Annotated in this window: 21 protein-coding genes, 1 tRNA gene and 2 pseudogenes; 11 read left to right on the top strand and 13 right to left on the bottom strand. The window is 69.6% G+C overall.

Annotated elements, in window-relative coordinates:
• Nucleotides 1-23: 23 nt before the first annotated feature.
• Together ABFJ78_RS31625 and ABFJ78_RS31620 are read left to right on the top strand one after the other, a co-directional pair.
• Entirely contained in the window at nt 24-1,355 is a 1,332-nt protein-coding gene (locus tag ABFJ78_RS31625) for an MFS transporter (protein ID WP_436390228.1), read from the top strand.
• A 170-nt stretch (nt 1,356-1,525) separates the two neighbouring features.
• Complete coding sequence (locus tag ABFJ78_RS31620; RefSeq protein ID WP_436390227.1) at nt 1,526-1,852, top strand: hypothetical protein; 327 nt, start codon at nt 1,526-1,528, stop codon at nt 1,850-1,852.
• Between the two features lie 69 nt (nt 1,853-1,921).
• On the opposite strand, the gene ABFJ78_RS31615 is transcribed toward ABFJ78_RS31620, so the two are convergent.
• Together ABFJ78_RS31615 and ABFJ78_RS31610 are read right to left on the bottom strand one after the other, a co-directional pair.
• Nucleotides 1,922-2,080 carry a DUF6292 family protein gene (locus ABFJ78_RS31615; protein ID WP_436390721.1) on the bottom strand — a complete coding sequence of 53 codons (159 nt, stop codon included), beginning with the start codon at nt 2,078-2,080 and terminating at the stop codon, nt 1,922-1,924.
• 200 nt (nt 2,081-2,280) lie between these two features.
• Nucleotides 2,281-2,474: pseudogene (locus ABFJ78_RS31610) on the bottom strand (hypothetical protein); the annotation flags it as partial.
• 58 nt (nt 2,475-2,532) lie between these two features.
• Between ABFJ78_RS31610 and ABFJ78_RS31605 the strand changes: the two are divergent.
• Nucleotides 2,533-3,198 carry an MFS transporter gene (locus ABFJ78_RS31605; RefSeq protein WP_436390226.1) on the top strand — a complete coding sequence of 222 codons (666 nt, stop codon included), beginning with the start codon at nt 2,533-2,535 and terminating at the stop codon, nt 3,196-3,198.
• A gap of 88 nt (nt 3,199-3,286) precedes the next feature.
• Here the strand turns inward: ABFJ78_RS31605 and ABFJ78_RS31600 are convergent, their stop codons facing one another.
• The 9 genes and pseudogenes from ABFJ78_RS31600 to ABFJ78_RS31560 form a co-directional block, all read right to left on the bottom strand.
• The gene (locus ABFJ78_RS31600) at nt 3,287-4,465 is read right to left on the bottom strand and encodes a Gfo/Idh/MocA family protein (protein WP_436390225.1); all 1,179 of its coding nucleotides are present in this window, start codon (nt 4,463-4,465) and stop codon (nt 3,287-3,289) included.
• 17 nt (nt 4,466-4,482) lie between these two features.
• On the bottom strand, nt 4,483-5,301 hold the full coding sequence (locus ABFJ78_RS31595) for an SDR family oxidoreductase (protein WP_436390224.1): 819 nt from the start codon (nt 5,299-5,301) through the stop codon (nt 4,483-4,485).
• Complete coding sequence (locus tag ABFJ78_RS31590) at nt 5,298-6,965, bottom strand: GMC family oxidoreductase (RefSeq protein ID WP_436390223.1); 1,668 nt, start codon at nt 6,963-6,965, stop codon at nt 5,298-5,300. Before ABFJ78_RS31590 ends, ABFJ78_RS31595 begins: the two co-directional genes overlap by 4 nt.
• On the bottom strand, nt 6,962-7,465 hold the full coding sequence (locus tag ABFJ78_RS31585; RefSeq protein ID WP_436390222.1) for a gluconate 2-dehydrogenase subunit 3 family protein: 504 nt from the start codon (nt 7,463-7,465) through the stop codon (nt 6,962-6,964). The genes ABFJ78_RS31590 and ABFJ78_RS31585 overlap by 4 nt, the downstream gene beginning before the upstream one ends.
• A gap of 18 nt (nt 7,466-7,483) precedes the next feature.
• Nucleotides 7,484-8,338 carry a sugar phosphate isomerase/epimerase family protein gene (locus tag ABFJ78_RS31580; RefSeq protein WP_436390221.1) on the bottom strand — a complete coding sequence of 285 codons (855 nt, stop codon included), beginning with the start codon at nt 8,336-8,338 and terminating at the stop codon, nt 7,484-7,486.
• Nucleotides 8,339-8,359: 21 nt separating this feature from the next.
• A complete protein-coding gene (locus ABFJ78_RS31575) occupies nt 8,360-9,388 on the bottom strand; it encodes a substrate-binding domain-containing protein (RefSeq protein ID WP_436390220.1) in 1,029 nt (342 codons plus the stop codon).
• Nucleotides 9,385-10,365: an ABC transporter permease gene (locus ABFJ78_RS31570; protein ID WP_436390219.1), complete on the bottom strand. Its 981-nt coding sequence runs from the start codon at nt 10,363-10,365 to the stop codon at nt 9,385-9,387. The genes ABFJ78_RS31575 and ABFJ78_RS31570 overlap by 4 nt, the downstream gene beginning before the upstream one ends.
• Nucleotides 10,366-10,367: 2 nt before the next feature.
• Nucleotides 10,368-11,141 carry an ATP-binding cassette domain-containing protein gene (locus ABFJ78_RS31565; protein ID WP_436390719.1) on the bottom strand — a complete coding sequence of 258 codons (774 nt, stop codon included), beginning with the start codon at nt 11,139-11,141 and terminating at the stop codon, nt 10,368-10,370.
• A gap of 258 nt (nt 11,142-11,399) precedes the next feature.
• Nucleotides 11,400-11,842 (bottom strand): annotated as a pseudogene (locus tag ABFJ78_RS31560) (ATP-binding cassette domain-containing protein); the annotation flags it as partial.
• A 144-nt stretch (nt 11,843-11,986) separates the two neighbouring features.
• Here ABFJ78_RS31560 and ABFJ78_RS31555 point away from each other — a divergent pair.
• On the top strand, nt 11,987-13,222 hold the full coding sequence (locus tag ABFJ78_RS31555; protein ID WP_436390218.1) for an ROK family protein: 1,236 nt from the start codon (nt 11,987-11,989) through the stop codon (nt 13,220-13,222).
• Nucleotides 13,223-13,777: 555 nt separating this feature from the next.
• Here the strand turns inward: ABFJ78_RS31555 and ABFJ78_RS31550 are convergent.
• The gene (locus ABFJ78_RS31550; protein ID WP_436390217.1) at nt 13,778-14,563 is read right to left on the bottom strand and encodes a helix-turn-helix domain-containing protein; all 786 of its coding nucleotides are present in this window, start codon (nt 14,561-14,563) and stop codon (nt 13,778-13,780) included.
• A gap of 348 nt (nt 14,564-14,911) precedes the next feature.
• Nucleotides 14,912-14,984 (bottom strand) — tRNA-Ala (locus ABFJ78_RS31545).
• Between the two features lie 274 nt (nt 14,985-15,258).
• Between ABFJ78_RS31545 and ABFJ78_RS31540 the strand changes: the two genes are divergently transcribed.
• From ABFJ78_RS31540 to ABFJ78_RS31510, 7 genes are all read left to right on the top strand, one after another.
• Nucleotides 15,259-17,436 carry an RICIN domain-containing protein gene (locus tag ABFJ78_RS31540; protein WP_436390216.1) on the top strand — a complete coding sequence of 726 codons (2,178 nt, stop codon included), beginning with the start codon at nt 15,259-15,261 and terminating at the stop codon, nt 17,434-17,436.
• Between the two features lie 158 nt (nt 17,437-17,594).
• Nucleotides 17,595-18,164, top strand: coding sequence for an HdeD family acid-resistance protein (locus ABFJ78_RS31535; protein WP_436390215.1), 570 nt, complete (start codon nt 17,595-17,597; stop codon nt 18,162-18,164).
• A 13-nt stretch (nt 18,165-18,177) separates the two neighbouring features.
• Nucleotides 18,178-19,104 (top strand): ribonuclease Z, encoded by a 927-nt coding sequence (locus ABFJ78_RS31530; RefSeq protein ID WP_436390214.1) that lies wholly within the window; start codon nt 18,178-18,180, stop codon nt 19,102-19,104.
• Nucleotides 19,105-19,114: 10 nt separating this feature from the next.
• A complete protein-coding gene (locus ABFJ78_RS31525) occupies nt 19,115-20,767 on the top strand; it encodes an FAD-dependent oxidoreductase (RefSeq protein ID WP_436390213.1) in 1,653 nt (550 codons plus the stop codon).
• On the top strand, nt 20,764-22,185 hold the full coding sequence (locus tag ABFJ78_RS31520; RefSeq protein ID WP_436390212.1) for an ATP-binding protein: 1,422 nt from the start codon (nt 20,764-20,766) through the stop codon (nt 22,183-22,185). Before ABFJ78_RS31525 ends, ABFJ78_RS31520 begins: the two co-directional genes overlap by 4 nt.
• Nucleotides 22,185-23,678 carry a carboxylesterase/lipase family protein gene (locus ABFJ78_RS31515; protein WP_436390211.1) on the top strand — a complete coding sequence of 498 codons (1,494 nt, stop codon included), beginning with the start codon at nt 22,185-22,187 and terminating at the stop codon, nt 23,676-23,678. Before ABFJ78_RS31520 ends, ABFJ78_RS31515 begins: the two co-directional genes overlap by 1 nt.
• Before the next feature lie 82 nt (nt 23,679-23,760).
• Nucleotides 23,761-24,837, top strand: coding sequence for a hypothetical protein (locus ABFJ78_RS31510; RefSeq protein WP_436390210.1), 1,077 nt, complete (start codon nt 23,761-23,763; stop codon nt 24,835-24,837).
• Nucleotide 24,838 lies beyond the last annotated feature (1 nt).

The following is a 24,838-nucleotide window of genomic DNA, read 5'->3' as shown; positions in this document are numbered from 1 at the left end:
TCCGCCGCGTGTAAGGGGAAACCTTGACAACCGATAGCGCATCACGGTCGAAGTCGCCTCGTGCCGCGGTATTCGCTTCCGTCGCCGGCTGGTCCTTCGACCTGTTCGATCTGTTCCTGCTGCTCTACGTGGCCGGACCGATCAGCAAGAACATCTTCCCGAGCTCCAGCCCGACCCTGGGTATCGCCGCGGTGTTCGGCTCGTTCGCGGTCACCGTCGTGATGCGCCCGGCGGGTGCCGCGCTCTTCGGTGAGCTGGCGGACCGCAAGGGACGCAAGGCGACGATGGTGCTCGTGATGGGCGGCGTCGGCGTCACCACGGCGGCGATGGGGTTGATCCCTTCCCACGCCGCGGTGGGCGTGCTCGCGCCGATCCTGTTCCTGGCGCTGCGCATCGCGCAGGGATTGTTCGTCGGCGGCGTCACCGCGACCACGCACACGCTCGGCACGGAGAGCATCGGCCCGCGCTGGCGTGGCCTGATGAGCGGGCTGATCGGGGCCGGGGGAGCAGGTCTCGGTGCGGCCCTGGCCAGCCTGGCCTACATCGTGGTCTCGGCGATCTTCCCCGGCCCGGCGTTCGACCAGTGGGGCTGGCGGGTGCTGTTCTTCTGCGGGCTGCTCAGTGCGCTGCTGAGCCTGTTCGTGCTGCGCAAGGTCGAGGAATCCCCGGAGTTCGAGGGGAAACAGCGCGCGCCGGTGCCCTTCCGGGAGCTGGTTCGCGGCCGAGGCAAGAAGATCCTCGCGCTCAACATCGCGGTGGCGGCCGGTGGTGGCGCGCAGTACTACCTGACGTCCGGGTACCTGCCCACCCTGCTCAGCGAAGTGGTCGGCGTCCCGGCCGACCGGCGCGGCGCCATTCTGCTGGTCAGCAGCGTCTTGGTGATCGGGGCCGCGATCGCCGCGGGCCACCTGAGCGAACGGCTCGGCCGCCGCCGGACCATGCTCGGGTTCGGCCTGTGCAACCTCTTCGCGTTGCCGTTGCTGACCTGGGGGATCGCCTCCGCCGGGAGTGATCGCGGCGCGGTCGTGGCGCTGCTGTGCGTCGTCATGGTGATGCTGTCGAACGCCGCGTATTCGCCGCTGATGATTTTCCTCAACGAGCAGTACCCGACGGAACTGCGGGCCAGGGGCACCGCGGTGAGCTGGAACCTCGGCTTCATGCTCGGCGGGCTGATGCCGACTCTGGTGAGCCTGCTCAGCCCGGAGCTGTCGGATGTTCCCTCGCGGCTCGCGATCTTCCTGGTGGGCGCAGCCCTGGTGTTCGTCATCGCGATCCTGGCCAGCCCGGAGACCCGGGGCGCGCTCGATCGCGAGCGCGGCGCCCGGACCGTCGCCGACGACGTCACCTCCGCCTGAGCTGCCGGCAAACGGGCTGGGCGGTAAGCGATGCTTACAGCACCACGGCGTCCACCGGCAGCCGTCGCGGGGACGTCATGCAGCGGCGAGGCGTTCGCTGCGGACCGCGGGTTCCGTTTCCTCGGCATGGATGTGCTCGGTGCGCGTCGATCGCCCGCAGGCGGGCGACGATGGTGTCGGCTTCGGCCCGGGCGAGTTCGTGTAAGGCGCTGGACGCGGTCGCCGACGGCCGCCGGGTCGGCTGGCGCGCGGACGACGCGATCGGGGTGAGCGTGCAGGTCGCTCGCCTCGACACGGGTGTTTTCGAGGAGCCGGGCAAGGGTGCCGGCCTCGGCGAGCGCGGTGTCGCGGTCGAGCGTCAGCAGCCGTATTTCGTCGTGCAGGTCGGCGAGGTGCTCGTCGACCCGCGCACGGCGAGGGCAAAACTGACCGGCGGCGGCAAGGCCCGGGCGTTCAAGCTGTTCTCCGGTCGGAGAGGATGGTCTGCAGTTCGGTGAGAGTGCCGGCGGTGCGGATGGCAGGCGGGTCGAGGCGGCCGACGTGACGGTCGTCCTCGCGCGGCGCCGTCAAGAGCCGGGCGGCGTCCTCGGGCGCCGGGGTGACCGTGGTGCCGCCGAGACAACGAATGACGATGAGGTCTTCGCCGGAGTGGTCTCGATGGCGGCGGCCCAGCCGTGGACTTCGCCCCACAGCAGGGCGACGTCGCGATCCGGGTAGCCGGGCAGGTGTTCGTCGAGGGCGGCGTGGGCGGAAACCCGGCTGTCGTGATCGACGGGTGCAGGACTCGAGACCGACGCCGAGGGTGGTGGTCACGTCGGCGAGGTAGCTCTGCAGTGCGGTGAAGGCCGAGTGGGGGCCAGCCCAGGTGTGCAGCGATGCGGTCACGGTGGAGATGCCTTTCTGGGACAACGGACCGAGCCGGACCGACCTGCATCTGGACGTCGCCGCCGTGGGGCGCGGGCCGTCGTTCGGCCTTGACGGTGAAGACGTTGCGTTCGACTTCGAGCTCGATGGCGTCGGGAGTGATACCGGCAGGCCGAAGCAGACGACGAACTCGTCGCCGGCGCGGTAGGCGTCCATGGGCATTGGTTGAGCTGTGGTGTCAACACGCTGCACTATTCTAACTTGTCATCGAAATGAAAGCCCCAGCTTCGACCGTCTGAAGGACAAGGAGAACGTGGTCAAGCTGCCGATCGCCGTCGTGCTCCGGCACTACCCGAAACAGGTCCTGCTGACCGGCGGTGCCTACCTCTCGATCGGGGTAACGTTCTACCTGACCACGGTGTTCGGCTTGAGCTACGGTGCCCAGCAGATCGGCTTCAGCCGGAACTCCATGCTGTGGATCGTGCTGGCGGCGATGGCACTCACCTTCGTCACCCTCCCGCTCTTCGGCGCCCTTTCCGACCGGGTCGGTCGCAAGCCGGTCTTCGCCGCGGGGACGGTGGCGATGGGTGTGCTGGCGTTTCCCTGGTTCTGGCTGCTCGGTACCGGTTCGTTCCTGCTCGCCACAGTCGGTTACCTGTTGATCTGCACCGGTTTCTCCGCCGCGTTCGGTCCCCTCGCCGCGTTCTTCGCCGAGGCCTTCGAGACGAAGATCCGGTATTCGGGCATCTCGTTCGGCTACACCCTCGGCACGTTGGCCAGCAGCGCGCTCGCGCCGATCATCGCCACCTGGCTACTGGACCGCACCGGCGGCGTCATGGCGGTGGCGCGGTACATGGTCGGCACCGCGGTGCTCTCGCTGCTGTGCACCTTCGCCTTGCGCGAGACCAACGGGTCGAACCTGTCCGGCCGGCCACGCGCGGCGTTGCGCAGCGAGTCGGCACTGCTGCCCGCCGAGTGAGCACAGCCGTGGGCGCCTGACGCCGTGTTCGGCCGGCGGCGGGTTCCTCCCGGCGAGGCAGGCGCCCCGCCGGGAGGAACCCGGTTCTTCAGGCCGCGGCCCACGGTGGTTCGATGTCCTGTGCCAGCTCGACGACGTGCGGTTTCGCGTCGGACAAGGTCCAGTCCGGCAGGTACACCCGCTCGCCGCCGCGGAGGGCGGACTGGTGGGACAGGATGCCGGCGCAGGTGATGTTCGCGGCCTGCACCGCGTTCGGGTAGGGCTCGACCTGGCCGAGCACGGACATCAGCAGCCGGTGCGCCAGGTGCGGGTGGGAGCCACCGTGCCCGCCGCCCTGGACGAACGAACGGTGCTCGGTCTCGCCGTCCCCGGTGTACACGCCGGCAGTCGTGAACGAGCGGATCTCCTCGGGCAGCCGGTGCGCGAAGTCGGGCACCTCGATCCGCTCGGGCGTCTCGCCGAGGTGGAGCACGTGTGCGGCGTTCTCGGTCTGGGCCCATTCGAAGGAGCGGATCGAGCCGTAGACGTCGAAGCTCTCCCGATACTCGCGGGCGACGGCCCACAGGTGCCGGGTGACCTCGGCGACGACGTCGCTGTCGAGGAACTTGATGTGCGTCGACTCGATCGCAAAAGGCGAGCCGTAGGCTTTCTTCATGCGGTCGAACACGGAGCCCGAGCCCAGGCACTGCACGTACTCGGCCTGGTGCCCGGCGAGTGCGAGCGTAGGGCTGATCGCGTGGGTCGCGTTGTACATCGGCGGCATCCCGTCCCAGTAGGACGGCCAGCCGGTCATGTCCTGGTGGTGCGAGGCCCGGAAGAACTGCAGCCGGCCGAGGTGACCGCCGAGGTAGTTCTCCTCCAGGAAGAAGAACTCGCGGCTGTACACCGTGGTCTCCATCATCATGTACGTCAGGCCGGTCCGCCGCTGCGCCTCGACGATCCGGCGGCAGTCGTCCACCGACGTGGCCATCGGGATGGTGCAGCCGACGTGCTTGCCCGCCTCCAGCGCGGCGACGACCTGGTCGGCGTGCAGCTGCAGCGGGGTGTTGATGTGGATGACGTCGATGTTCGGGTCGGCGAGCATCTGCGCGTAGTCGGTGTAGCGCACGTCGACGCCGTGGCGGTCGCCGACCTCGTTGAGCTTCGACTCGGTGCGCTGGCAGATCGCGTACATCTCGGCGTTGGGGTGACGCTGGTAGATCGGGATGAACTCCGCGCCGAACTCCAGCCCGACGATGCCGACGCGCAGCACCTTCTCCGAAGACATACCTTGCCCTTTCTGTGTCATTTCTTGCTTTCGCCGGCGTCGACGGTCATTTCCAGGCCGGTGATCATGCGCGCCTCGGCTGAAAGCAGCCAGAGCACGGCGGCCGTCGAGTCGCTGGTACCGAGATCACCCGGCAGCAGCTGCCCGGCCCGGAAACCGGCCAGCAGGTCTTCGCGCGGTACCTGGTTCAGCTCGGCCATCGCGGTGGTCATCTCGGTGCCGATGCCGCCGGGGTGCACGGTGTTGCACCGGATGCCGTATTGGCCGAGCTCGGCGGCAAGGGACACGCTCAGCCCGCGCAAAGCCATCTTCGCCGCGACGTAGTGCGCGAGCCGCGGGACCGGTTTGATGCCGACGCCGGAGCTGATCAGCACCAGTGCCGAACCGGCTCCGCGCTCGATGAGCCGGGGCACGGTCGCGTGACAGGTGTGGAAGACCCCGGTGAGGTTGATGTCGATCATGGTCTGCCAGTGCGCCGGCGGCAGCTCCCAGGTCCGGTGGAAGCCGTCGGTGATGCCCGCGTTCGCGATCACGTAGTCGATCCCGCCGAGCCTGCGCGCGGTCTCGTCCGCGGCTCGCACCAATGACTCGTGGTCGCGAACGTCCGCTTCGAACACTTCGGCCCGGCGGCCGAGCGCCCGGATCTCCGCCCGGGTGGCTTCGAGGTCGTCGATCGTCGCGGTGCGGTACGGCGGATTCTCCACCTTTCCAGCGCGACCCAGGTCGACCAGCGCCACGTCCGCGCCCTCGGCGGCGAGCCGGACGGCGTGACTGCGGCCCTGGCCGCGCCCCGCTCCGGTGACGAACGCGACCTTGCCTTCGAACCGGCCGCTCATCCCCGCTCCAGCAGGTGCTCGGCGCTCAGGTAGGCCAGCGCCTGGATCGTCTGGTTGGGGTTGTACCCGCCGTAGCTGACGAACTGCCCGCCACCGACCGCGTAGAGGCCGCGGCATTCGTGCACCTCGCCGTAGACGTCCGTGACCGAGGTCGCCGGGTCCTCGCCCATGCGGTGCACGCCGACGTCGTGGGTGGACAGGTGGTACGGCGGCCGCGGGGCGTCCGTCCAGTAGTCCTTCGCACCCATCTCGCGGGCGATCTTCTCCTTGTAGCGGCCCATGAGCGTGACCGAGTTCGCGTCGTGGGACTCCCAGTCGTGCGTGATCCGCAGCGCGGGCTGGCCCCAGCGGTCCTTGACGTTCGGGTCGAGGTCGCAGTAGTGCCGGGGATGCGGGAAGTTCGTCGTCTGCGAATACATCCGATGCAGGTGCAGGTAGTTGTCACGCAGCCAGTGCTTGAGCGACAGGCCCCACCTGGGCACCTTCGGGTCCATCAGGTGGTAGGCCTCGATGGGCTGCAGGTCCCCGGTGACGCTGATGATCGGCGAACCCCAGAGCACGCCGAGGTCGTTGTCCGGCACCAGTTCCGAGGTGTAGTCGTCGACCGCGCTGGAGGCGTTGAACGTGCCGAGGAACGGGTTCGTCGGCTCGGGCAGGACGGAGGTGAACCAGCCGAAGTTGTGCGTCATGAAGTTCCGGCCGACCTGGCCGTCGCGGTTGATCCCCGAAACGAGCAGCAGGCGCACGTTCTCCAGCGCGTACGCGGTCAGCACCACCAGGTCGGACCGGACCTCGTGGGCGATGCCCGCACCGTCCACATAGGTCACTCCGGTGACCCGGGAACCGTCCCCGGTCCGGTGGATCCGCAGGACCCGGCTCAGCGGGCGCAGGTCGAGGTTGCCGGTCGCCTTGGCCGCCGGCACCGAGGTGACCTGCGTGGTCGACTTCGCGCGGACGTGACAGGGATAACCGTGGCAGAACCCGCAGTTCACGCAGGCGGGCCGGCCGCGGTACTCGACCGAGTTGATCGCCAGCGGCTGCCGGAACGGGTGCAGCCCGAGGCGCCGGGTCGCCTCGACGAACGGCACGTCGCCCGGCCCCTGGGTGACCGGCGGCATCGGGTAGTCGTGCTCGCGTGGCGGCCCGAACGGGTTCTCCGCGGCCCGGCCCGAAATGCCCTGTTCCCGCTCGACCTTCTCGTAGTACGGCTCGAGATCGGCGTAGCTGATCGGCCAGTCCGCCAGGGTGCCCTCCGGCAGCGCCTCCTTGCCGAACCGCTCGGCGATCGCCGAACGCATCCGGAAGTCGGCTTCCCGGAACCGGTACGCGGCACAGCCCCAGTGGAGCGTGCCGCCCCCGGTGCCGATGGAAGGCAGGCCGTACAGCGGCTCGTCGGAACCGAGCTCGCCCGCGGACCACGGCAGCACGCTCGCGGTCTGGTTCTCACCGGCCCGCCAGGTCACCGGGTCGACGTCGACCCCGGCGACGATGGCGCCGCGCTGGTAGTAGCGCAGCTCGTCCTGCTTGACCAGGAAGTCCTCCTGAGTGTAGTCCGGGCCCTTGTCCAGGCCCAGCACCCGCAGTCCCGCCTTGGTCAGCTGCTCGGCGATGATGCCGCCGGACGAGCCCATCCCGACGACGATCGCGTCGAACCGCTCGGTCATCGCTCGCCTCCGATCCGTGCGTACAGATCCTTGATGGTGAGCAGCGGGATCTCCCGGGCGTCGACGCCCGGCCGCATCTGCTCGGCCGAATAGCCCCACTGCGCTCCCGGGAAGCCGACGAGCTTCCAGCCGGCGAGCTCGCGGTTGCCGCCGTACGCCGGGTCACCGAAGAACCCCTGGATGGTGTGCTCGCGCACGATCCGGAAGAACCTCCCGGCGAAGTCCGGGCTTTCCGCCAGCGTGGCCACGATCTCGTGCCGTGCTTCGGCGTCGAGGTCCGCGAAAGTCACGTCGCCGCTCAGCTCGCGCAGGGCGGTCAGCCCGGCGCGGTAGACCGGTTGCAGATCACGCAGGAACCCGGCCAGCGAGCGGTCGATGTACTCGACGACGCCGGCTTCGCTCGCCCCCGGCGAACCCTCTTCGCCGGGGAGGATCTCCTCGGCCAGCGCGTCGAGGACGGCCGCTTCCTCGCGGTTGAGGAACAGCAGTGGGTGGTCCATCTCGTCCTTCTCCCGTGTTCAGGAACTGGCTTGGGCCTTGGTCCTGGCCTCGACGAGCGGGCGCAGGTACTCGATGGAGGTGCGTGCGTCCTCGTCCGGCTCGATGCCACGACGGTGGAAACCCGTCTCCATCGTCAGGTAGCCGTCGTAGCCGGTGCCGAGCAGCGCGTCCACCAGGGACGGGAAGTCGCCGACGCCGGAACCGGGCGGGAGGCGGTCGCTGTCGGCGATGTGGATGTGCTTGAGGTTCTCGCCCATCTTGTGGACGTAGTCGCTGAGCACCTCGCGCCGGTACAGCACGTGGAAGGTGTCGAACATGAGCTTCACGTTGTCGCGGTCGACGTCCTCCATCAGCTCGATAGCGTCATCGGCGCTCTCACAGAGGTTCGTGTCGTGGGAGGTCGGCTCGATGACCAGCGTGACGCCGGTGTGCGCGATCGCGTCGGCGATCTCGGTGAGGCACTCGCGGGTCCACTTGAGAGCCTGCCGCCGGGAGGTCCCGAAGATGATCCAGCCAGGCAGGTAGATCAGCGTCTTGCCGCCCCACTGCGCGGTCAGCTCGGCGAGCTCCTTGTAGTGCTCGATGGTCGCCCGGCGTTCTTCGGCGATGGGGGAGGCGGGGTTGTTGCCGGGACCGCCGGACGGCGCGGGGAGCATGCTCGACAAGGAGAGCCCGTGTTCGTCGAGGAGGTCCTTGACTTGGGCGCGCCGGTCGGCGGACAGGTGCGGCGGGTAGGCGTGCGGGGCGGCGGCGCCGATCTCGATGCCGTCGTAGCCGAGCCCGGCGATGCGCTTGATCGTCTCGTCGAGCGTGTAGGAGGGCACCCAGACGAAGAAGCTGGAGTAGGCCCAGGTGTTGTAAGAGATCTTCACGTCGATTGTTTCCCTTTCTGGTTACTGCGGAGGCCGGCCGAGGAACTGCTCGACGTTGGCGCGGTCGATGAGGGTCGATGCGAGCTTGATCCGGGGGGCGAGCGGTTCACCCGCGCAGAGCTTCGCCGCGGCGATCGCGGCTTCCATGGCCACGAGCGGATAGCCGACCGTGGCGGTGAGCGAGCCCGCGGCTATCCGGTCCAGTGCGTCGGCCTCACCGTCGACGCTGAACACCTTGATCTCGTTCTGTCTCCCGGCCTCCCGGATCGCCTGCAGCGCGCCGAAGGTCATCTGGTCGTTGTGCGAGTACACCGCCTGGATCTGCCCGTGCGGGAAGCGTTGCAGCAGATCCTCCATGACCTTGAGCCCGTCGGCGCGTTTGTAGTTGGCCGTCTGGGTCGCGATGATCCGGACCCCGGAACCCGCGATGCCCTGCCGGAAGCCGGCGCCGCGGGTGATGGTGGGGGAGGCGCCCAAGCTGCCGGACAGCTCGACGACCCCGCCGTGGCCGCCCAGCGCCCGGACGACGGCCTTGCCGTCGGTGACCCCGGCTTCGACGTTGTCGGAGCCGATGTAGCTGGACACGTCGCCGTCCACCTGCCGGTCGGCGGTGATCACCTTGACCCCGGACCGGGTGGCCTGGGCGACGATCCCGCGCAGGGCGGCGGTGTCCTGTGGCGAGATGACCAGGACCCGCACGCCTTTGGCCAGCATGTCGGACACCTGGTTGACCTGGGCTCCCGCGTCGCCCTGGGCGTCGGACACCGTGACCTTCATGCCCGGGAGGAACCTCCGGGCGAAGTCGGGGAACATCCGGGTCGTCTTCGCGCCGTAGGGAAAGGCTGTGCTGTTCCAGGAGACGCCGACGGAGCAGCGCACGGTGGACGGGTCGGCGTGCAGGACCAGCTCGCCCCGGCATTCGGCGTCGCAGTAGACGCTGGGGGCCAGCCGGTCGCCGAGCTCCTCGGTCGCCGACGTCCCTTCGCGGGGGACTGTCGTGCAGCCCGCGGCGAGCAGCGCCAGGCTCAGCGCCGCCAGCCGGGCCTTCACGACTGCCTGCCCTTGCGGCGCCGGACCGCCTGCACGGCCAGTAGCACCGCCACGAGGATCACCGCGCCCTTGACGATCTGCTGGTCGAACGGCGAGACCCCGATCAGGTTCAGCACGTTGGCCAGCACCGCGAGCAGCAGCGCGCCGAACACGGTGCCGGCCGCGCCGCCGATGCCACCGGCGAGGCTGGTCCCGCCGATCACCACCGCGGTGATCGCGTCCAGGTTGGACAGGGCACCCGCGGTGGGGTCACCGACCCCGAGCCGGGCCGCGCTCATGATGCCGGCCAGCCCGGCGCACAGGCCGCTGACGGCGTAGGCGAGCACCAGCGTGCGGCTGGTGCGCACCCCGGAGAGCCGCGCCGCCTCCATACTGCCGCCGATCGCGTAGAGGAACCGGCCGAACGGCAAGTAGCGCAGGGTCAGCACGCCGGCCACGGAGACGAGGAGGAAGATCACGAACGGCCCGGGAATCCCGAGCACGTCGCCGCTACCCAGCAGGGTGAAGAACCCGTTGCCGTTGTCGAACGACTTCGGCCCGCCGTTGGTCAAGCGCAGCGACAGGCCCTGCATCGCGACCATCGTCGCGAGGGTCATGATGAACGGCTGCACGCCGAACCGGGCGACGCCGAGGCCGTTGAGCACTCCGACGCCCGCGCCGACCAGCAGCGACAGCACGATCGCGAGGGGCAGGACCATACCGGCGTCCAGGAACAGCGCCGTGGTCACCCCGGTCAGGGCGAGGGTCGCGCCGACCGACAGGTCGATGCCGCCGGTGAGGATCACGAACGTCATGCCGATCGCGATCACCCCGACGACCGCGGACTGGCGGCCGACGTTGAGCAGGTTGGCGGGCTGGAAGAACAGTGGCACCGCGATCGCCACGACGGCGATGACGACGGCGGCGACGAGCAGGGGCAGCCGGTTGCGCCGCACCTGCAATCTGAGGGCCGGCATCCGGCCGGCTTCGATGGCCACGGCTATCGCCCTCCAACGGCGTGAGACATGATTTCCTCTTCGGTGGCGGTGCCGCCGGGCAGTTCGGCGGCGACTTGGCCCTGGTGCATCACGAGAATCCGGTCGGACAGCGCCAGCACCTCGGGCAGTTCGGACGAGATGACGATGATCGCGAGGCCCTGCGCGCACAGGTGCCGGATCAGGGTGTAGATCTCCTGCTTGGCGCCGATGTCGATGCCGCGCGTGGGTTCGTCGAGGAGCAGCAGGTCCACGCCCGCCTCGAGCCACTTCGCGAGCACGACCTTCTGCTGGTTGCCGCCGGAAAGCGTGCCGACCGGCGCCAGCGGACCCGGTGTCTTGATGCGGAGCTTCTCGATGTGCCGCCGGGCCGCGGCGTGGTCGGCCGCGGGCCGTACCGTGCGGCGCCCGCGTTTGAGCAGGCTGACCAGCGAGATGTTGGTGGCGCAGGACTGATCCACGACGAGCCCCTGCGTCTTGCGTTCCTCCGGTACCAGGCCGATTCCCGCCTTGATCGCCTGCAGCGGGTCGGTGATCCGCACGGGTTCACCGTGCAACCGCACGGTTCCGGTGTGCGGGTCGGCGCCGAAGATCGCGCGGGCCAACTCGGTCCGGCCGGCCCCACGCAGCCCGGCGATGCCGAGCACCTCTCCGGCCCGCACCGAGAACGAGATGTCCGACAGCACCCCGGGCCGGGACAGCCCCTCGACCTGGAGCACCGGCTCGCCGATTTCGGCGCCCGGTTCGCGGCTGCCGCGCACGAAGTCGCGGCCGACCATCTTCGAGACCAGCGCGTCGTGCGTGGTTTCGGCGATCACTCCTTCGCCGGTCAGTTCGCCGTCCTTGAGCACCACGTACCGGTCGGCGAGGCCGAAGACCTCCTCCAGGCGGTGCGAGACGAAGATGACGCTCACGCCGCGTCGGGTCAGGTCGTGCACGAGCGCCAGCAACCGGTCCACGTCCGCACCGCCGAGCACGGCGGTCGGTTCGTCGAGGATGAGCACGCGGGCTCTGCGGCGCAGCGCTTTCGCGATCTCGATCATCTGCTTGTCGGCGACGCTGAGCTCCCGCACCCGCTGGTCGGGTGAGACCGTCAGACCCAGTTCGGCGAGCAGGGCGGCGGCCTCCCGGCGCGCGGCCCGCCAGTCGATGCGCCCGCGGCCGGGGTAGCTGTTGAACAGGAGGTTCTCGGTGACCGTGAGCTCGGGAAACAGGCTCAGCTCCTGGTAGACGGTCGCGATGCCGAGCGCCTCCGCTCCGGCCGGTCCGCTGATCACGGCCGGGTTGCCGTCGAGGAAGACCTCGCCCGTGTCCGGTGCGTGCGCGCCGGAGAGGATGCGGATGAGGGTGACTTGCCGGCGCCGTTCTCGCCGATGAGCGCGAGCACTTCACCGGCTTGCAGGGCGAAGCTGACGTCGCGCAGGGCCTGCGTCCCGCGGAAGGCCTTGCTCAGGCCGCGAACTACCAGCCGGGCCGACATTTATCCCACCCCCGGCATCTGGGTGCGGGTGACAGCGCTGTCCTCCGTGGATCTCGTCATGCGGCGAGCGTAAATTCTGCCTCTGGGTGCCAAAATAGGCCAGAATTATTTCTTTTTCGACAGAAGTCGGGCTAGGATCCGAACATGGGCTCGCTGTGGACCGAAGTCGGCATCCTGCTCGAGGAGCAGAGCCTCGCCCCCGACGCGCACGCCGCGCGGAGTGTCATCGCCCGGCTGATCGCGGACGGCGCGCAGGTCAGTCGCAGCCGGTTGGTGCGCGCCACGGGCCTGGCGCGCTCCACGGTGGACAAGCACCTCGAGGTGCTGCTCGACGCCGGGCTGATCGAGGACGCCGGGTTCGGTAAACAGGACGCTCGTGGCCGCCCGGCGCAGATGTTCCGGGTCAGCGCCGGCAGGGGCGTCGTTCTCGTGGCCGAGGTCTCCACTCGCCGGTCCCGGGTCGCGCTGACCACGCTGGACAAGGAGGTCGTCGGACGGCGCGAGCTGGCGATCGACGTGGAAGCGGGCCCCGAAGTGCTGCTGGCCGCGCTCGTCGAGCAGTTCTCCGCCCTGCTGGCGGAGAACGGGCTCACGAAGCAGGACGCGCTCGCCATTTCGGTCGGCCTGCCCGGGCCGGTCGACTCGCACCTGGGCATGGCCGTGCGGCCGCCGCTGATGCCCGGCTGGGATGGTTTCGGCGTGTGCCGGTTCCTCGCCGAACGGCTCGGGTGTGACGTGGTCGTCGACAACGACGTCAACCTGATGGCGCTGGGGGAGGCCAGGGCGCTGAAGGGGGCGCACCTGCCGCTGCTGCTCGTCCACATCGGCCCCGGTGTCGGTGGCGGCTTCGTCGGTGAGAACGGCAGGCTCCTGCACGGCGCGGACGGTGCCGCCGCGGACATCGGGCACATCCGCGTGCCCGAGCTGCCGGACGCGTTGTGCCGCTGCGGAAACCGCGGCTGTCTCGAAGCCGTCGCCTCGACCGGGGCCATTGCGGCCCGGCTCGACGTGAGCGAGGACGACCTGCTGGCCTCGGTGATCCGCGGCGAGGCGAACACCGTCAGCGTGGTCCGCGAAGTGGCCATCGTCGTCGGCCGGGTGATCGCCGACCTCGTCAACTTCGGCAATCCGGCGCGGATCGTGCTCAGCGGGCCGATCGCCCAGTGCACCGAAGAGGTGCTGGCCCAGGTCCGCAGCGTGGTCTACCAGCAGTCCCGGCCGCTCGCCACCCGCAACCTGTCCCTGGTGCACAGCTCGCTGGGCGACGAGGCGGGCCTCATCGGCGGCATGGTGTCGGCGATCGAGCAGGTCCTTTCCCCGCGCGGGATCGCCTACCACACCCGGCCGCGGGACTCGTCCATGCTGCCGCTCGGGTTGTGACCCACCGATGCCAAGCGGGTCGCTCGGATAACTGATCGGTCCAAGGCGGCGTGGACCAGCGAAATCGGCGCCGGACGGCGGGACAGAGCGGAAGAACCGGATGCCGGGACGTCGGCACGCGGTAGGCCGGTGCTGGTGGCGTGGCCCGGAGCCCGCCGAGAACAGCGGTCCACAGCCCGTGCCCGACCGGGGCGAACAGCCCGCGCAGCAGCTCGGTGGTCACCAGGTCCGTCCAGGGACAGTCCCGAGGCTCGGGCTGGCGAAGACCTGGTGGAGGCTGTGGGCGCTCAGGAGTCGGGCGGGCTGATGGTGCGTTCGGATTCGTCGGTTTCGAGGTGGCCGAGGTGGAGCGGGCCGCTGCAGGGTTCGTGGACGGCGCCGATGTCGGGGGCGGGATAAATGGATCCGGTGTCGTCGTCGTAGAGCTGGACGTTGCTGCGGTCGAGGCCGGTGAGTTCGCCCAGCGGGCGCCGATCCGGCCGGCTCGCCCCAGATCTTGCGCGGGGTGCGCTGGGCGTGTCGGCGAGCGCCGGGCGACGAGGGGGGTGGCGGCGGTCAGTTTCTCGGGCACGGCGTCGGAGAGCAGGAGCGAGAAGCATTTGATGATGCTGTCGACGGTGGTCTTGGCGAGCCGGAGGCGCGGAGCTTCTTCTCCCCGGTGCGGATGCCGAGGTTGGTGAGCTCGGCGAAGGCGGTGTTTCCGGCGGGGGCGAATTCGGTGATGGTGGTGCGGCCGTATTCGGGGTCGATCCAGGTTCCGGTGCGTTGTTCGTGGAGCATCATGGTGATGTGGTCGTCGGCGGCGTCGCGGGTGGGGAAGCCGGAGATGCGCCTTTTGGTGCCGTCGGTTCGGCGGTAGCGGACTCGCCAGTGTCGTCGCCGGCGGGTTCGGTCCAGGGCACGGTGATCTCCTGCGCTGTGGTGAGGGGTCGCGTGGTGGTGCGTGTCCAGGACCGCTCCACAGGCGACAGAGAGGAAGCGTGTTCGGCGAGAAACCTCGTCGTGGTACCGGAACGGGTGTCGTCGACGGGTGCGCCGTCGGCGTCCGGGGCGGCTGGTCTGGTCGCGGTTGCTCGGTCCGCGGTGGCCGGCGGCGACGATGGCGCGGAGGTCGTGTTCGGTGAAGCGCAGGTGCTTGCCGACGAAGGTGCAGGGGATGAGGCGCTGGCCGGCTTTGCGGCGGAGCCAGGACTCGCCGACGGTGAGTCGCCCGGCCGCCGCTGCTGGCGTGTAGAGGAGTCGGCCCCCTCCGTCGGCAGCGGAGCCAGCGGGCTGGGAGTGCCTCGGCAGCTCGAGCTCCGCGGCGTCAGGTCGCCGGATGGCTTCATGGTCGGTTTGCATGGCGGCCTCGATGTGAGCGACGGGTCGTGGTCGCCCCTAACTCCGTTCAGCCGCAGGGGAGGAGACGGCACTGCGATGATCCGCGGTGAACCGCTTCGGCAGGAGACCCGGCGAGGAGGCTGTGCCTGCCGCCGGCGGCACGAAGGTGCGCGCAAAGAGCCTTTGGCGTCCAACTGTCCGGGGGACCCTGCTGGGGCACTTTTCGTGACCCCATTTCGCCGCCATCCAGTCGCTGCCCCAGTTACCGACCGGTAGCTGAACTTCTCCTTGGCGAAACTCAAGATGCGCTAGAACGAAAAAACCGCTCAACCTGGAACTTCTGTCCCGGTGAGCGGTGTTTCGTCACTGTGGAGCTAAGGGGACTCGAACCCCTGACCCCCTCACTGCCAGTGAGGTGCGCTACCAGCTGCGCCATAGCCCCGGAGCGAAGTTCAACTCCGCATCTCGTGTGTCCATACATTACACCCCGCCCAGCACCCCTCAACGCGGGGGTCCCCACGTCAACCACAAGCCTCTGACCTGCCTCTTTACACCTTATTTTTAGTCGTGTATTGACTCCCGGTGTGGCCGCCGTTACATTTTGCGCGGTTGTGACGCCGAGGTCCCCGCCCGTTACGCCGCGTCTACCCAGACCGGGCACGCCTCTGCCGTTTCCTGCTCTACGAACGCCGCTCACGCGGCAGAGGAGGTTTCGCATGAAGAGGACGTTGGTGCTGCTCGCCGCAGCATTGGCCCTGGTCGCGGGCACTACGACCGCGATAACCGCCCAAGCCGCCGTCACCCCGGACGGCTGGTACACCGTGACCGCCGCCAACAGCGGCAAGTGCGTCGACGCGCGGGCCGCCGGGACCGCCAACGGCACCGTCGTGCAGCAGTACTCCTGCAACCAGACCGGCTCGCAGCAGTGGCAGTTCCAGTCCACCGGCGACGGCTACTTCCGGGTCAACGCGCGCGCCAACCCGGCCGCTGCCTGGGATGTCACCAACGTCTCGACCGCCGATGGCGGGCTCGTCCAGCTCTGGACCTACGGAGGTGGGGCCAACCAGCAGTGGCAGGCTGTCGACGAAGGCAATGGCCGCTACCACTTCGTCAGCCGCAACAGCGGGAAGTGCCTCGACGTGCCCGGCGCCTCCGCCGCCGACTCCGTGCAGCTCCAGCAGTACGCCTGCAACGGCACCGGCGCCCAATCCTTCACCCTGAACCCCGTGAACACGACCCAGCCCGGCCAGCCCGACTTCGGCCCGAACGTCGTCGTCTTCGACCCCTCCATGCCGAGCTCGACCATCCAGAACCGGCTCAACAGCATCTTCGGCCAGCAGGAACGCAACCAGTTCGGCAGCCAGCGCTACGCCGTGATGTTCAAGGCGGGCACCTACTCCAACGACGTCAACGTCGGCTTCTACACCCAGGTCCTGGGGCTCGGCCTGAGCCCGGACGCCGTCACCATCAACGGCGCCGTGCACGTCGAGGCCGACTGGTTCCCGCCGCAGAACGCCACCCAGAACTTCTGGCGGGGCGCCGAGAACCTGTCCGTGACGCCGAACGGGGGAGCAGACCGGTGGGCGGTCAGCCAAGCCGCGCCGTACCGCCGCATGCACGTCCGCGGCGACCTGCAGCTCGACGACGGCGGCTGGGCCAGCGGCGGCTGGATCTCCGACACCAAGATCGACGGCCAGGTCCGCTCCGGCTCGCAGCAGCAGTGGATCTCCCGCAACTCGCAGTTCGGCAGCTGGAACGGCTCGAACTGGAACATGGTCTTCGCGGGTGTCCAGGGCGCCCCGGCGAACACCTTCCCGTCGCCGCCGTACACCACCGTCGGCCAGACGCCGGTCGTGCGCGAAAAGCCGTTCCTCTACATCGACGGCTCCGGCAACTACCAGGTGTTCGTCCCGGGCGTGAAGACCAACGCGGCCGGCACGAGCTGGGCCAACGGCGCCGCGCCCGGTACCTCGCTCCCGATCGACCAGTTCTACATCGCCAAGCCCGGCGCCACCGCCGCGGACCTGAACGCCGCGCTCGCCGCGGGCAAGAACCTGCTGGTCACGCCGGGTGTCTACCATCTCAACCAGGCGCTGCACGTCACCCGCCCGGACACCGTCGTGCTCGGGCTCGGCATCGCCACGCTGGTGCCGGACGGCGGCGTCACCGCGATGAACGTCGACGACGTCGACGGCGTCAAGGTCGCCGGCCTGCTGATCGACGCCGGCACGACCAACTCGAACACCCTCATGCAGGTCGGCGCGGCCGGCTCGACCGCGGACCACGCGGCGAACCCGACGTCGCTGCACGACGTCTTCTTCCGCATCGGCGGCGCCAACGTCGGGAAGGCGACGAACAGCCTGGTCGTCAACAGCAACAACGTCATCGGCGACCACATGTGGATCTGGCGCGCCGATCACGCCGACAACAACGCCTACGTCGGCTGGAACACCAACACCGCCGACACCGGGCTCACGGTCAACGGCAACAACGTGACGATGTACGGCCTGTTCGTCGAGCACTACCAGAAGACGCAGGTCGTCTGGAACGGCAACGGCGGCCGCACGTACTTCTTCCAGAACGAAATGCCGTACGACGTGCCGAACCAGGCCGGCTGGATGAACGGGTCGACGCTGGGCTACTCCGCGTACAAGGTGGGGCCGAACGTCACCAGCCACGAAGCGTGGGGGCTGGGCAGCTACTGCTTCTTCAGCACCAACCCCTCCGTGGTCAGCGCACACGCGTTCGAGGCGCCGAACAACCCGAACGTCCGGTTCCACGACATGGTGACCGTGTCGCTGGGCACCCAGGGCCGGATCAACCACGTCATCAACAACACCGGTGACATCACCCCGGACGGCACCCGGCCGTCGAACCTGGTGAGTTACCCCTGATCAACCGGCGTGCGCCGTGGTGGCGGCCGCGGCGCACGCCGGTCCTCCAAGTCCACAGTGTCCGGACACAGTGGACGCGTGGCCCGAACGGGTGGTCAATCGCGCCAACCAGGCGCGCTGCCGCGATACTGGGTGCCCCGACACCCGAGGAGCGGCTCATGACCTCCTTCGCAGCGTTCTCCGTCGTCGAGCCCCGCAAGGCGTGGCCGATCGCCGCCGTCCGCGGTGTGTTCGCCGTGCTGTTCGGGCTCTTCGCGCTGATCTGGCCGGGCGCCACGGTGCTCGTGCTGGCGGTCCTGTACGGCGTGTATGCGATCGTCGACGGCATCGGCGGCCTCATGCAGGCCTTCCGCCCGGGCGACGCCGCCCACCGCGCCGCCTACGGGATCCTCGGCGCGCTCGGCATCATCGCCGGGATCCTCGTCCTGGTCTGGCCCGGCATCACGGTCCTGCTGCTGGCCCTGCTGGTCGGCCTCTGGGCGATCGTCACCGGCGTCGCGGAGATCGCCGCCGCGATCCGGCTGCGCAGGCAGATCCGGGGCGAGGCGTTCCTCATCGCGGCCGGCGCGCTCTCCGTGATCGCCGGTGTCCTCATCGTGATCAACCCGATCGCCGGCGCGTTCGGCATCGCGCTCCTCGCCGGGATCTACGCGCTGCTCTACGGGATCATGCTGCTGGTGCTGGCCTTCCGGTTGCGCAAACTGGGGGACACCACCCCCGCCGCCTGAGTAGCGTGCGGGGGTGTCGACCCGCGAACTGGTGGTGCTGGGCACCGCGAGCCAGGTGCCCACGCGCCACCGCAACCAGAACGGCTACCTCCTGCGCTGGGACGGCGAGGGCATCCTCTTCGACCCCGGCGAGGGCACCCAGCGCCAGATGCTGCGGGCGGGCGTGGCCGCCACCGACATCACGCGCCTCTGCGTCACGCACTTCCACGGCGACCACAGCCTCGGCCTGCCCGGCGTGATCCAGCGCCTCTCACTCGACAAGGTCCCGCACCCGGTCCACGCCCACTTCCCGGCGTCCGGCGCGCACTACTTCGAACGGCTGCGGCACGCGACGTCGTTCTACGAGCAAGCCGACCTGCGAGAACACCCGATCGCCGAGGACGGCCCGATCGCCACTGGGGAGTTCACCCTCGAGGCGAGGCGCCTGAGCCACCCGGTCGAGGCGTTCGGCTACCGCCTGACCGAGCCGGACGGCCGCACGATGCTCCCCGAGAAGCTGAAGGAACACGGCATCGGCGGCCCGGACGTCGGCCGCCTCCAGCGTGAAGGACAACTCGGGACCACAAAACTGGAAGACGTCAGCACACCCCGGCCCGGCCAGCGCTTCGCGTTCGTCATGGACACCCGCCTCTGCGACGCGGTGTACGCGCTCAGCGAAAACGCCGACATGCTCGTCATCGAGGCGACGTTCCTCGCCGAGGACACCTCCCTGGCGAAGGACTTCGGGCACCTGACCGCCCAGCAGGCCGCTCGCGTCGCCGCCGAATGCGGGGTGCGGCAGCTGGTTCTGACGCACTTCTCGCAGCGCTACCCCGACCCGGCTCGCTTCCTGGAGGAGGCGAAGGCGGAGTTCGACGGCGAGATCGTCGTGGCGGAGGACCTGGAGCGGGTCCAGGTGCCGAAACGGCGGTCCTCCCCAGCGGACCACCGGGCGCCGTAGGCTACATCTCGTGAGCCAGCCGATCCTGATGACCGTCGACGACGATCCCGCCGTGTCCCGCTCGGTCGCCCGCGACCTGCGGCGCCGCTACGGGAAGGACTACCGCGTCATCCGCGCCGACTCCGGCCCGGACGCCCTCGACGCGCTGCGGGAGATCAAGCTGCGCGGCGACGCCGTCGCGGCCATCCTCGCCGACTACCGGATGCCGCAGATGGACGGCATCGCCTTCCTCGAGAAGGCGATGGACCTGTTCCCGCACGCCCGCCGCGCCCTGCTGACCGCCTACGCCGACACCGACGCCGCGATCCAGGCGATCAACGTCGTCGACGTCGACCACTACCTGCTCAAGCCGTGGGACCCGCCGGAGGAGAAGCTCTACCCGGTGATCGACGCGCTGGTCGAGACCTGGAAGGCGGTCGGCGACAAGCCGGTCGAAGAGGTCAAGCTCCTCGGCCACCGGTACTCGTCGCCGTCGTTCCACATGCGCGACTTCCTCGCGCGCAACGCCGTGCCCTACCGCTGGTACTCCGTCGAGGAGGACGAAGGCAAGCGCCTGCTCAAGGCCGCCGACGCCACCGAGGCGGACATCCCGGTGGTCGTCACCCCCGACGGCACCGTGCTCAAGCACCCGACCGGCAGCGAGATCGCCGACGCGGTCGGTTTGTCGACCCGCCCGGCGCAGGAGTTCTACGACCTCGTCGTGATCGGCGGCGGCCCGGCCGGCCTCGGCGCGGCCGTGTACGGCGCGTCCGAGGGCCTGCGCACGGTCCTCGTCGAGAAGAAGGCCACCGGCGGCCAGGCGGGCACCAGCTCCCGCATCGAGAACTACCTCGGCTTCCCCGACGGCGTCTCCGGCGCGCAGCTGACCGACCGGGCGCGGCGCCAGGCGCAGAAGTTCGGCGCCGAGGTGCTGACCGCGCGCGACGTCGTCGGCCTCGAAGCCCGCGGCTCGTCGCGGGTCGTCACGTTCGGTGACGGCAGCGAGATCGCCGCCCACTCGGTGATCCTCGCCAGCGGCGTCACCTACCGCGCGCTGGAGGCCGAGGGCATCGAGGAGCTCACCGGCCGCGGCGTCTACTACGGCTCGGCCGCGACCGAGGCGCCCGAGTGCAAGGGCGAGCACGTCTACATCGTCGGCGGCGCCAACTCCGCCGGCCAGGCGGCGGTGTTCTTCTCCCGGCACGCCAGCGACGTCACGATCCTCGTGCGCGGCGCGTCGCTGGAGGCGTCGATGTCGCACTACCTGATCGAGCAGATCGCCGGCATCGAGAACATCCACGTCCGGACGCACACCACGGTCAAGCAGGCCCACGGCGACGAGCACCTCGAGCGGCTCACGCTTTGCGAGAACGGCGTCACCGAGACCGTCGAGTCCGGTCACCTGTTCATCTTCATCGGCGCCGCCCCGCGCACCGACTGGCTCGGCGAGGGCATCCACCGCGACGAGCACGGCTTCGTGTGCACGGGACCGGACCTGACGGCGAACGCGCAGCGGCCGGCCGGCTGGCCGCTCGACCGTGATCCGTACTACCTCGAGTCGTCCATCCCCGGGGTGTTCGTGGCCGGTGACGTGCGGTCCCAGTCGGTCAAGCGGGTGGCGTCCGCGGTCGGCGAGGGCGCGATGGCCGTGACGCTGGTACACCGGTACCTGGAGGAACAATGAGCGCACTGCCGCGGGAAGAGCTTCGCGGGCTCTTCCTTTTCGAACACCTTTCCGAGGACCAGCTGGACTGGGTCGCCGACAACGCCGTGCTCGAGGAGTACGAGGGCGACTCGACGATCATCAGCGAAGGCGGCGAGGCGACCTGCTTCTACGTCCTGCTCGGCGGCGCCATCCGAATGACGCGCCTGGTCAGCGGCACCGAGGTGGAGACCAACCGGTCCGACCAGCGCGGCGCCTACTTCGGCGCGACGCAGTTCTTCGTGCACCAGGACGACGACCACCGCTACGGCGCGACCGTGCGCGCGCTCTCCGGCGTCACGCTGCTCGCGCTGCCGTCGAAGGAGTTCTCCGTCGAGTTCCGCAGGTGGTTCCCGATGGCGACGCACCTGCTGGAAGGCATGTACCTGGGGTGGCGCAACAGCGACACCGTGATCGGGTCGCGGCGCCGGCTGCTCGCCCTCGGTGAGCTCTCGGCCGGTCTGACGCACGAGCTGAACAACCCGGCCGCGGCGGCCGTCCGGGCGACGTCCGCCCTGCGCGAACGCGTCGCCGGCATGCGCCACAAGCTCGCCTTCCTGGCCAAGAAGGACATCGAGCCGGAGCTGCTCTACCAGCTCATCGACGTCCAGGAACGCCTGGTCAAGCAGGTCGCGCAGGCCGAGAAGCTGTCCGCGATGCAGCAGGCCGACCGCGAGGACGAGATCACCGACTGGTTCGAGGACCGCGGGATCGACCAGGGCTGGGACCTCGCGGACATCTACGTCCGCGCCGGGCTGACCACCGCCGACCTGGACAACGTCCTCGAGCAGGTCGGCGACACGTTCATCGACGGTGCCGTCCGCTGGCTCGCCTACGCGCTCGAGACCGAGATGCTGATGGGCGAGATCGAGGACTCCACCACGCGCATCTCGGCGCTGGTCGGCAAGGCCAAGCAGTACTCGCAGATGGACCGGGCGCCGCACCAGTGGGTCGACGTCCACGACGGCCTCGACTCCACGCTCGTGATGCTGTCCGGCAAGATCGGCACCGGGATCCGCGTCGTCAAGGAGTACGACCGGAGCCTGCCGAAGATCCCGGCGTACCCGGCCGAGCTGAACCAGGTCTGGACGAACATCATCGACAACGCCCTCGGCGCGATGAAGGGCGACGGCACGCTGACGCTGCGGACGTGGCGCGTCGACGACCAGATCCGCGTCGAGATCGGCGACACCGGCCCGGGCATCCCGGCGGACATCAAGCCGCGGATCTTCGAGCCGTTCTTCACGACCAAGCCGGTCGGCGAGGGCACCGGGCTCGGCCTGGACATCTCGTGGAAGATCGTCGTCGAACGCCACCAGGGCGACCTGCGCGTCGAGTCCGAGCCCGGGAACACCCGGTTCGAGGTCTGCCTGCCGACGGTCGAGCAGGCCTCGCTCTGATGAGCTCCGTCCCGACGGTCACGACCGAGCTCGGGGCGCTGGTGGGGCTGGCGGGCGACGGCGTCCGCGCCTGGCGCGGAGTCCCGTACGCCCGGCCGCCGGTCGGCGAGCTGCGGTGGAAGGCGCCGCGGCCGCCGTCGCTCTCGGGCGGCGTGCATGTCGCGACGGAGTACGGGCCGCACGCGATGCAGTCGCCGGACCCGATGAACCCGGCCGCCGTGTGCGACGAGGACTGCCTGTACCTCAACGTGTGCACCCCGGACGGCCCCGCGCCCGACGGCGGCTGGCCGGTGCTGTTCTGGCTGCACGGCGGCGGCTACCGCGTCGGGCACGGCGAGCAGCTCGGCGACGGCGAGGCGTTCGCGCGCGCCGGGATCGTCGTCGTCACGATCAACTACCGGCTCGGCTCGCTCGGCTTCCTGCACCTCGCCGGCATCTTCGGCGAGTCCGAAGCGGACGCCGGCGTGTGCGGGTTCCTCGACCAGGTCGAGGCCCTGAAGTGGGTGCGCCGCAACATCTCCGCGTTCGGTGGGGACCCGGAGCGGATCACCGTCTACGGCGTCTCGGCGGGCGCGAAGAGCGTCGGGAACCTGATGGGCAGCCCACTGGGCCGGGGGCTGTTCGCGCAGGCGATCAGCAGCAGCGGCGGCGCGGACCACGTGGCGACGCCGGAGGCCGGGACCGCGCTGGCCCGGCGGCTCCTGGACGAAGTCGGCTGCCACGACGTGGCCGCGCTCAGGGCGTTGCCCGCCAAGGAGTTCGTCGAGGCGCAGGAACGGATCCTGAGCGGACTGCAGGCGCTGTGGCTCTGGCGGCCGACGCTGCACCCGCGCGTGCTGCCGGAGGTGCCGATCGAGCCGATCCGGCGGGGGAGCGCGGCCGGGATCCCGTTGCTGGTCGGCTGCAACAGCAACGAGGGCAGCACGTACGCGCTGATGCTGGGCGACGACGTCGCGACGGCGCCGGCTTCCGGTGTGCTCGAGAGCATCCTCGGCGGCGAAGGCACTTCGCACCTTCTCGAGACGTACCTTCGCCGCGTCCCCGATCTGAAGTCGGCGAAGATCGCCGCGATGGGCGACGAGCGCTACGGCATCCCGACGCAGCGGCTCGCCGACGCGCAGTCCGCGCACGCGCCCGTCTACCGCTACCGCATCGACATCGCCGCGCCCGGCGTGCCCGAACAGCTCGACGGTGGCCACGGCACCGAGACGACGATGGCGTGGAAGACGCCGCTGCCGCTCGCCTCGCAGGGTTCCGCCGTCAACCCGAAGCGCGAGCGCGCGGCGTTGCTCATCCACCGCGCCTGGGTGCGCTTCATCCGCGACGGCGTCGCGGATGCAGACGGTCCCGAGTGGCCGCCCTACGGCCCCGAACTCCGGCCGGTGCTGGTTTTCCGGGAAGACACCGATCTGGTGCTCGACCCACGGTCCGACGAGCGAAAGGCCTGGGGCGAGACGGAATGGGCGTCCGGGACCTGGTTCCCGGTGACCTGAGACCGTTCCTTCACCCGCCGTTCACTTCGAACGGGCCCGCTCCCGCGTCCAATGAGCGAAGGCCCGTCGAGGGGAGTGGCTCGTGAAACGCCGGGTGTCGATCGGACTGGCCGTGGTGCTGCTGCTGGCCGTCGTGGGGGTGATCGTCTGGGGCCGCGGTGACGACAGCGCCACAGGCTCGACGACGACGGTCCGCGGGGTGATCGGTTCGGAGAAGCAGGCGTCCTTCACCGACCAGCGCGTCGTCGGCGCCTTCGCCCGCCACGGCCTGAAGGTCGAGGTCGACACGGCCGGGTCGCGGCAGCTCGCGACGACCGTCGACCTCGGGAAGTACGCCTTCGCGTTCCCGTCGTCGTCGCCGGCGGCGCGGAAGATCCAGCGCGACCGCAAGGTGACCACGGTCTACACGCCGTTCCAGTCGCCGATGGCCGTCGCGTCCTTCGAGCCGATCGTTTCCTTGCTGCGGGCCAACGGGGTCGTGCGCAAGGGCGCCGGCGACTACGACGTCCTCGACATCGCGAAGTACCTGGACCTGGCGAAGGCCGGGACGCGCTGGGACCAGCTGCCCGGCAACACCGCCTACCCGGCTCGCAAGAACGTCCTGGTCACCACGACCGACCCGCGCGAGTCGAACTCCGCGGCGATGTACCTGTCGATCGTTTCCTTCGTGGCCAACGGGAACGCCGTCGTCAGCGCGCCCGACCAGGAGGCGAAGGTGCTGCCGTCGGTGGCGAAGCTGTTCCTCGACCAGGGGTACACCCAGAACAGCACCGAAGGACCGTTCGAGGACTACCTGTCCGCGGGCATGGGGAAGACGCCGCTGGCCCTGATCTACGAGTCGCAGTTCGTCGGCCGAGTGGTGCGCGGCGATGGCTCGATCCGGCCGGACATGCGGATGCTCTACACCGCGCCGACGGTCTACTCGAAGCACACGCTGGTGCCGTTGACCGGCGACGGCGACAAGGTCGGGCAGCTCCTCGCGACCGACCCGGAGCTGGGCAAGCTCGCCGCGACGTTCGGCTTCCGCACGACCGACCCGAAGCTGTTCGCCGAGGTCGCCGCGCCGGCCCACGTGCCCGCCGACCTGGTGGACGCCGTCGAACCGCCGTCGTTCGAGACCCTCGAGCGGCTGCTCGACGCCGTCGGCAAGCAGTACTGAC

The organism is Amycolatopsis sp. MEPSY49, from assembly GCF_051337345.1.
GTDB lineage: Bacteria > Actinomycetota > Actinomycetes > Mycobacteriales > Pseudonocardiaceae > Amycolatopsis.
Note: the sequence above shows the minus strand (reverse complement) of the source record. Positions and strands in the feature narration are given on the sequence as shown.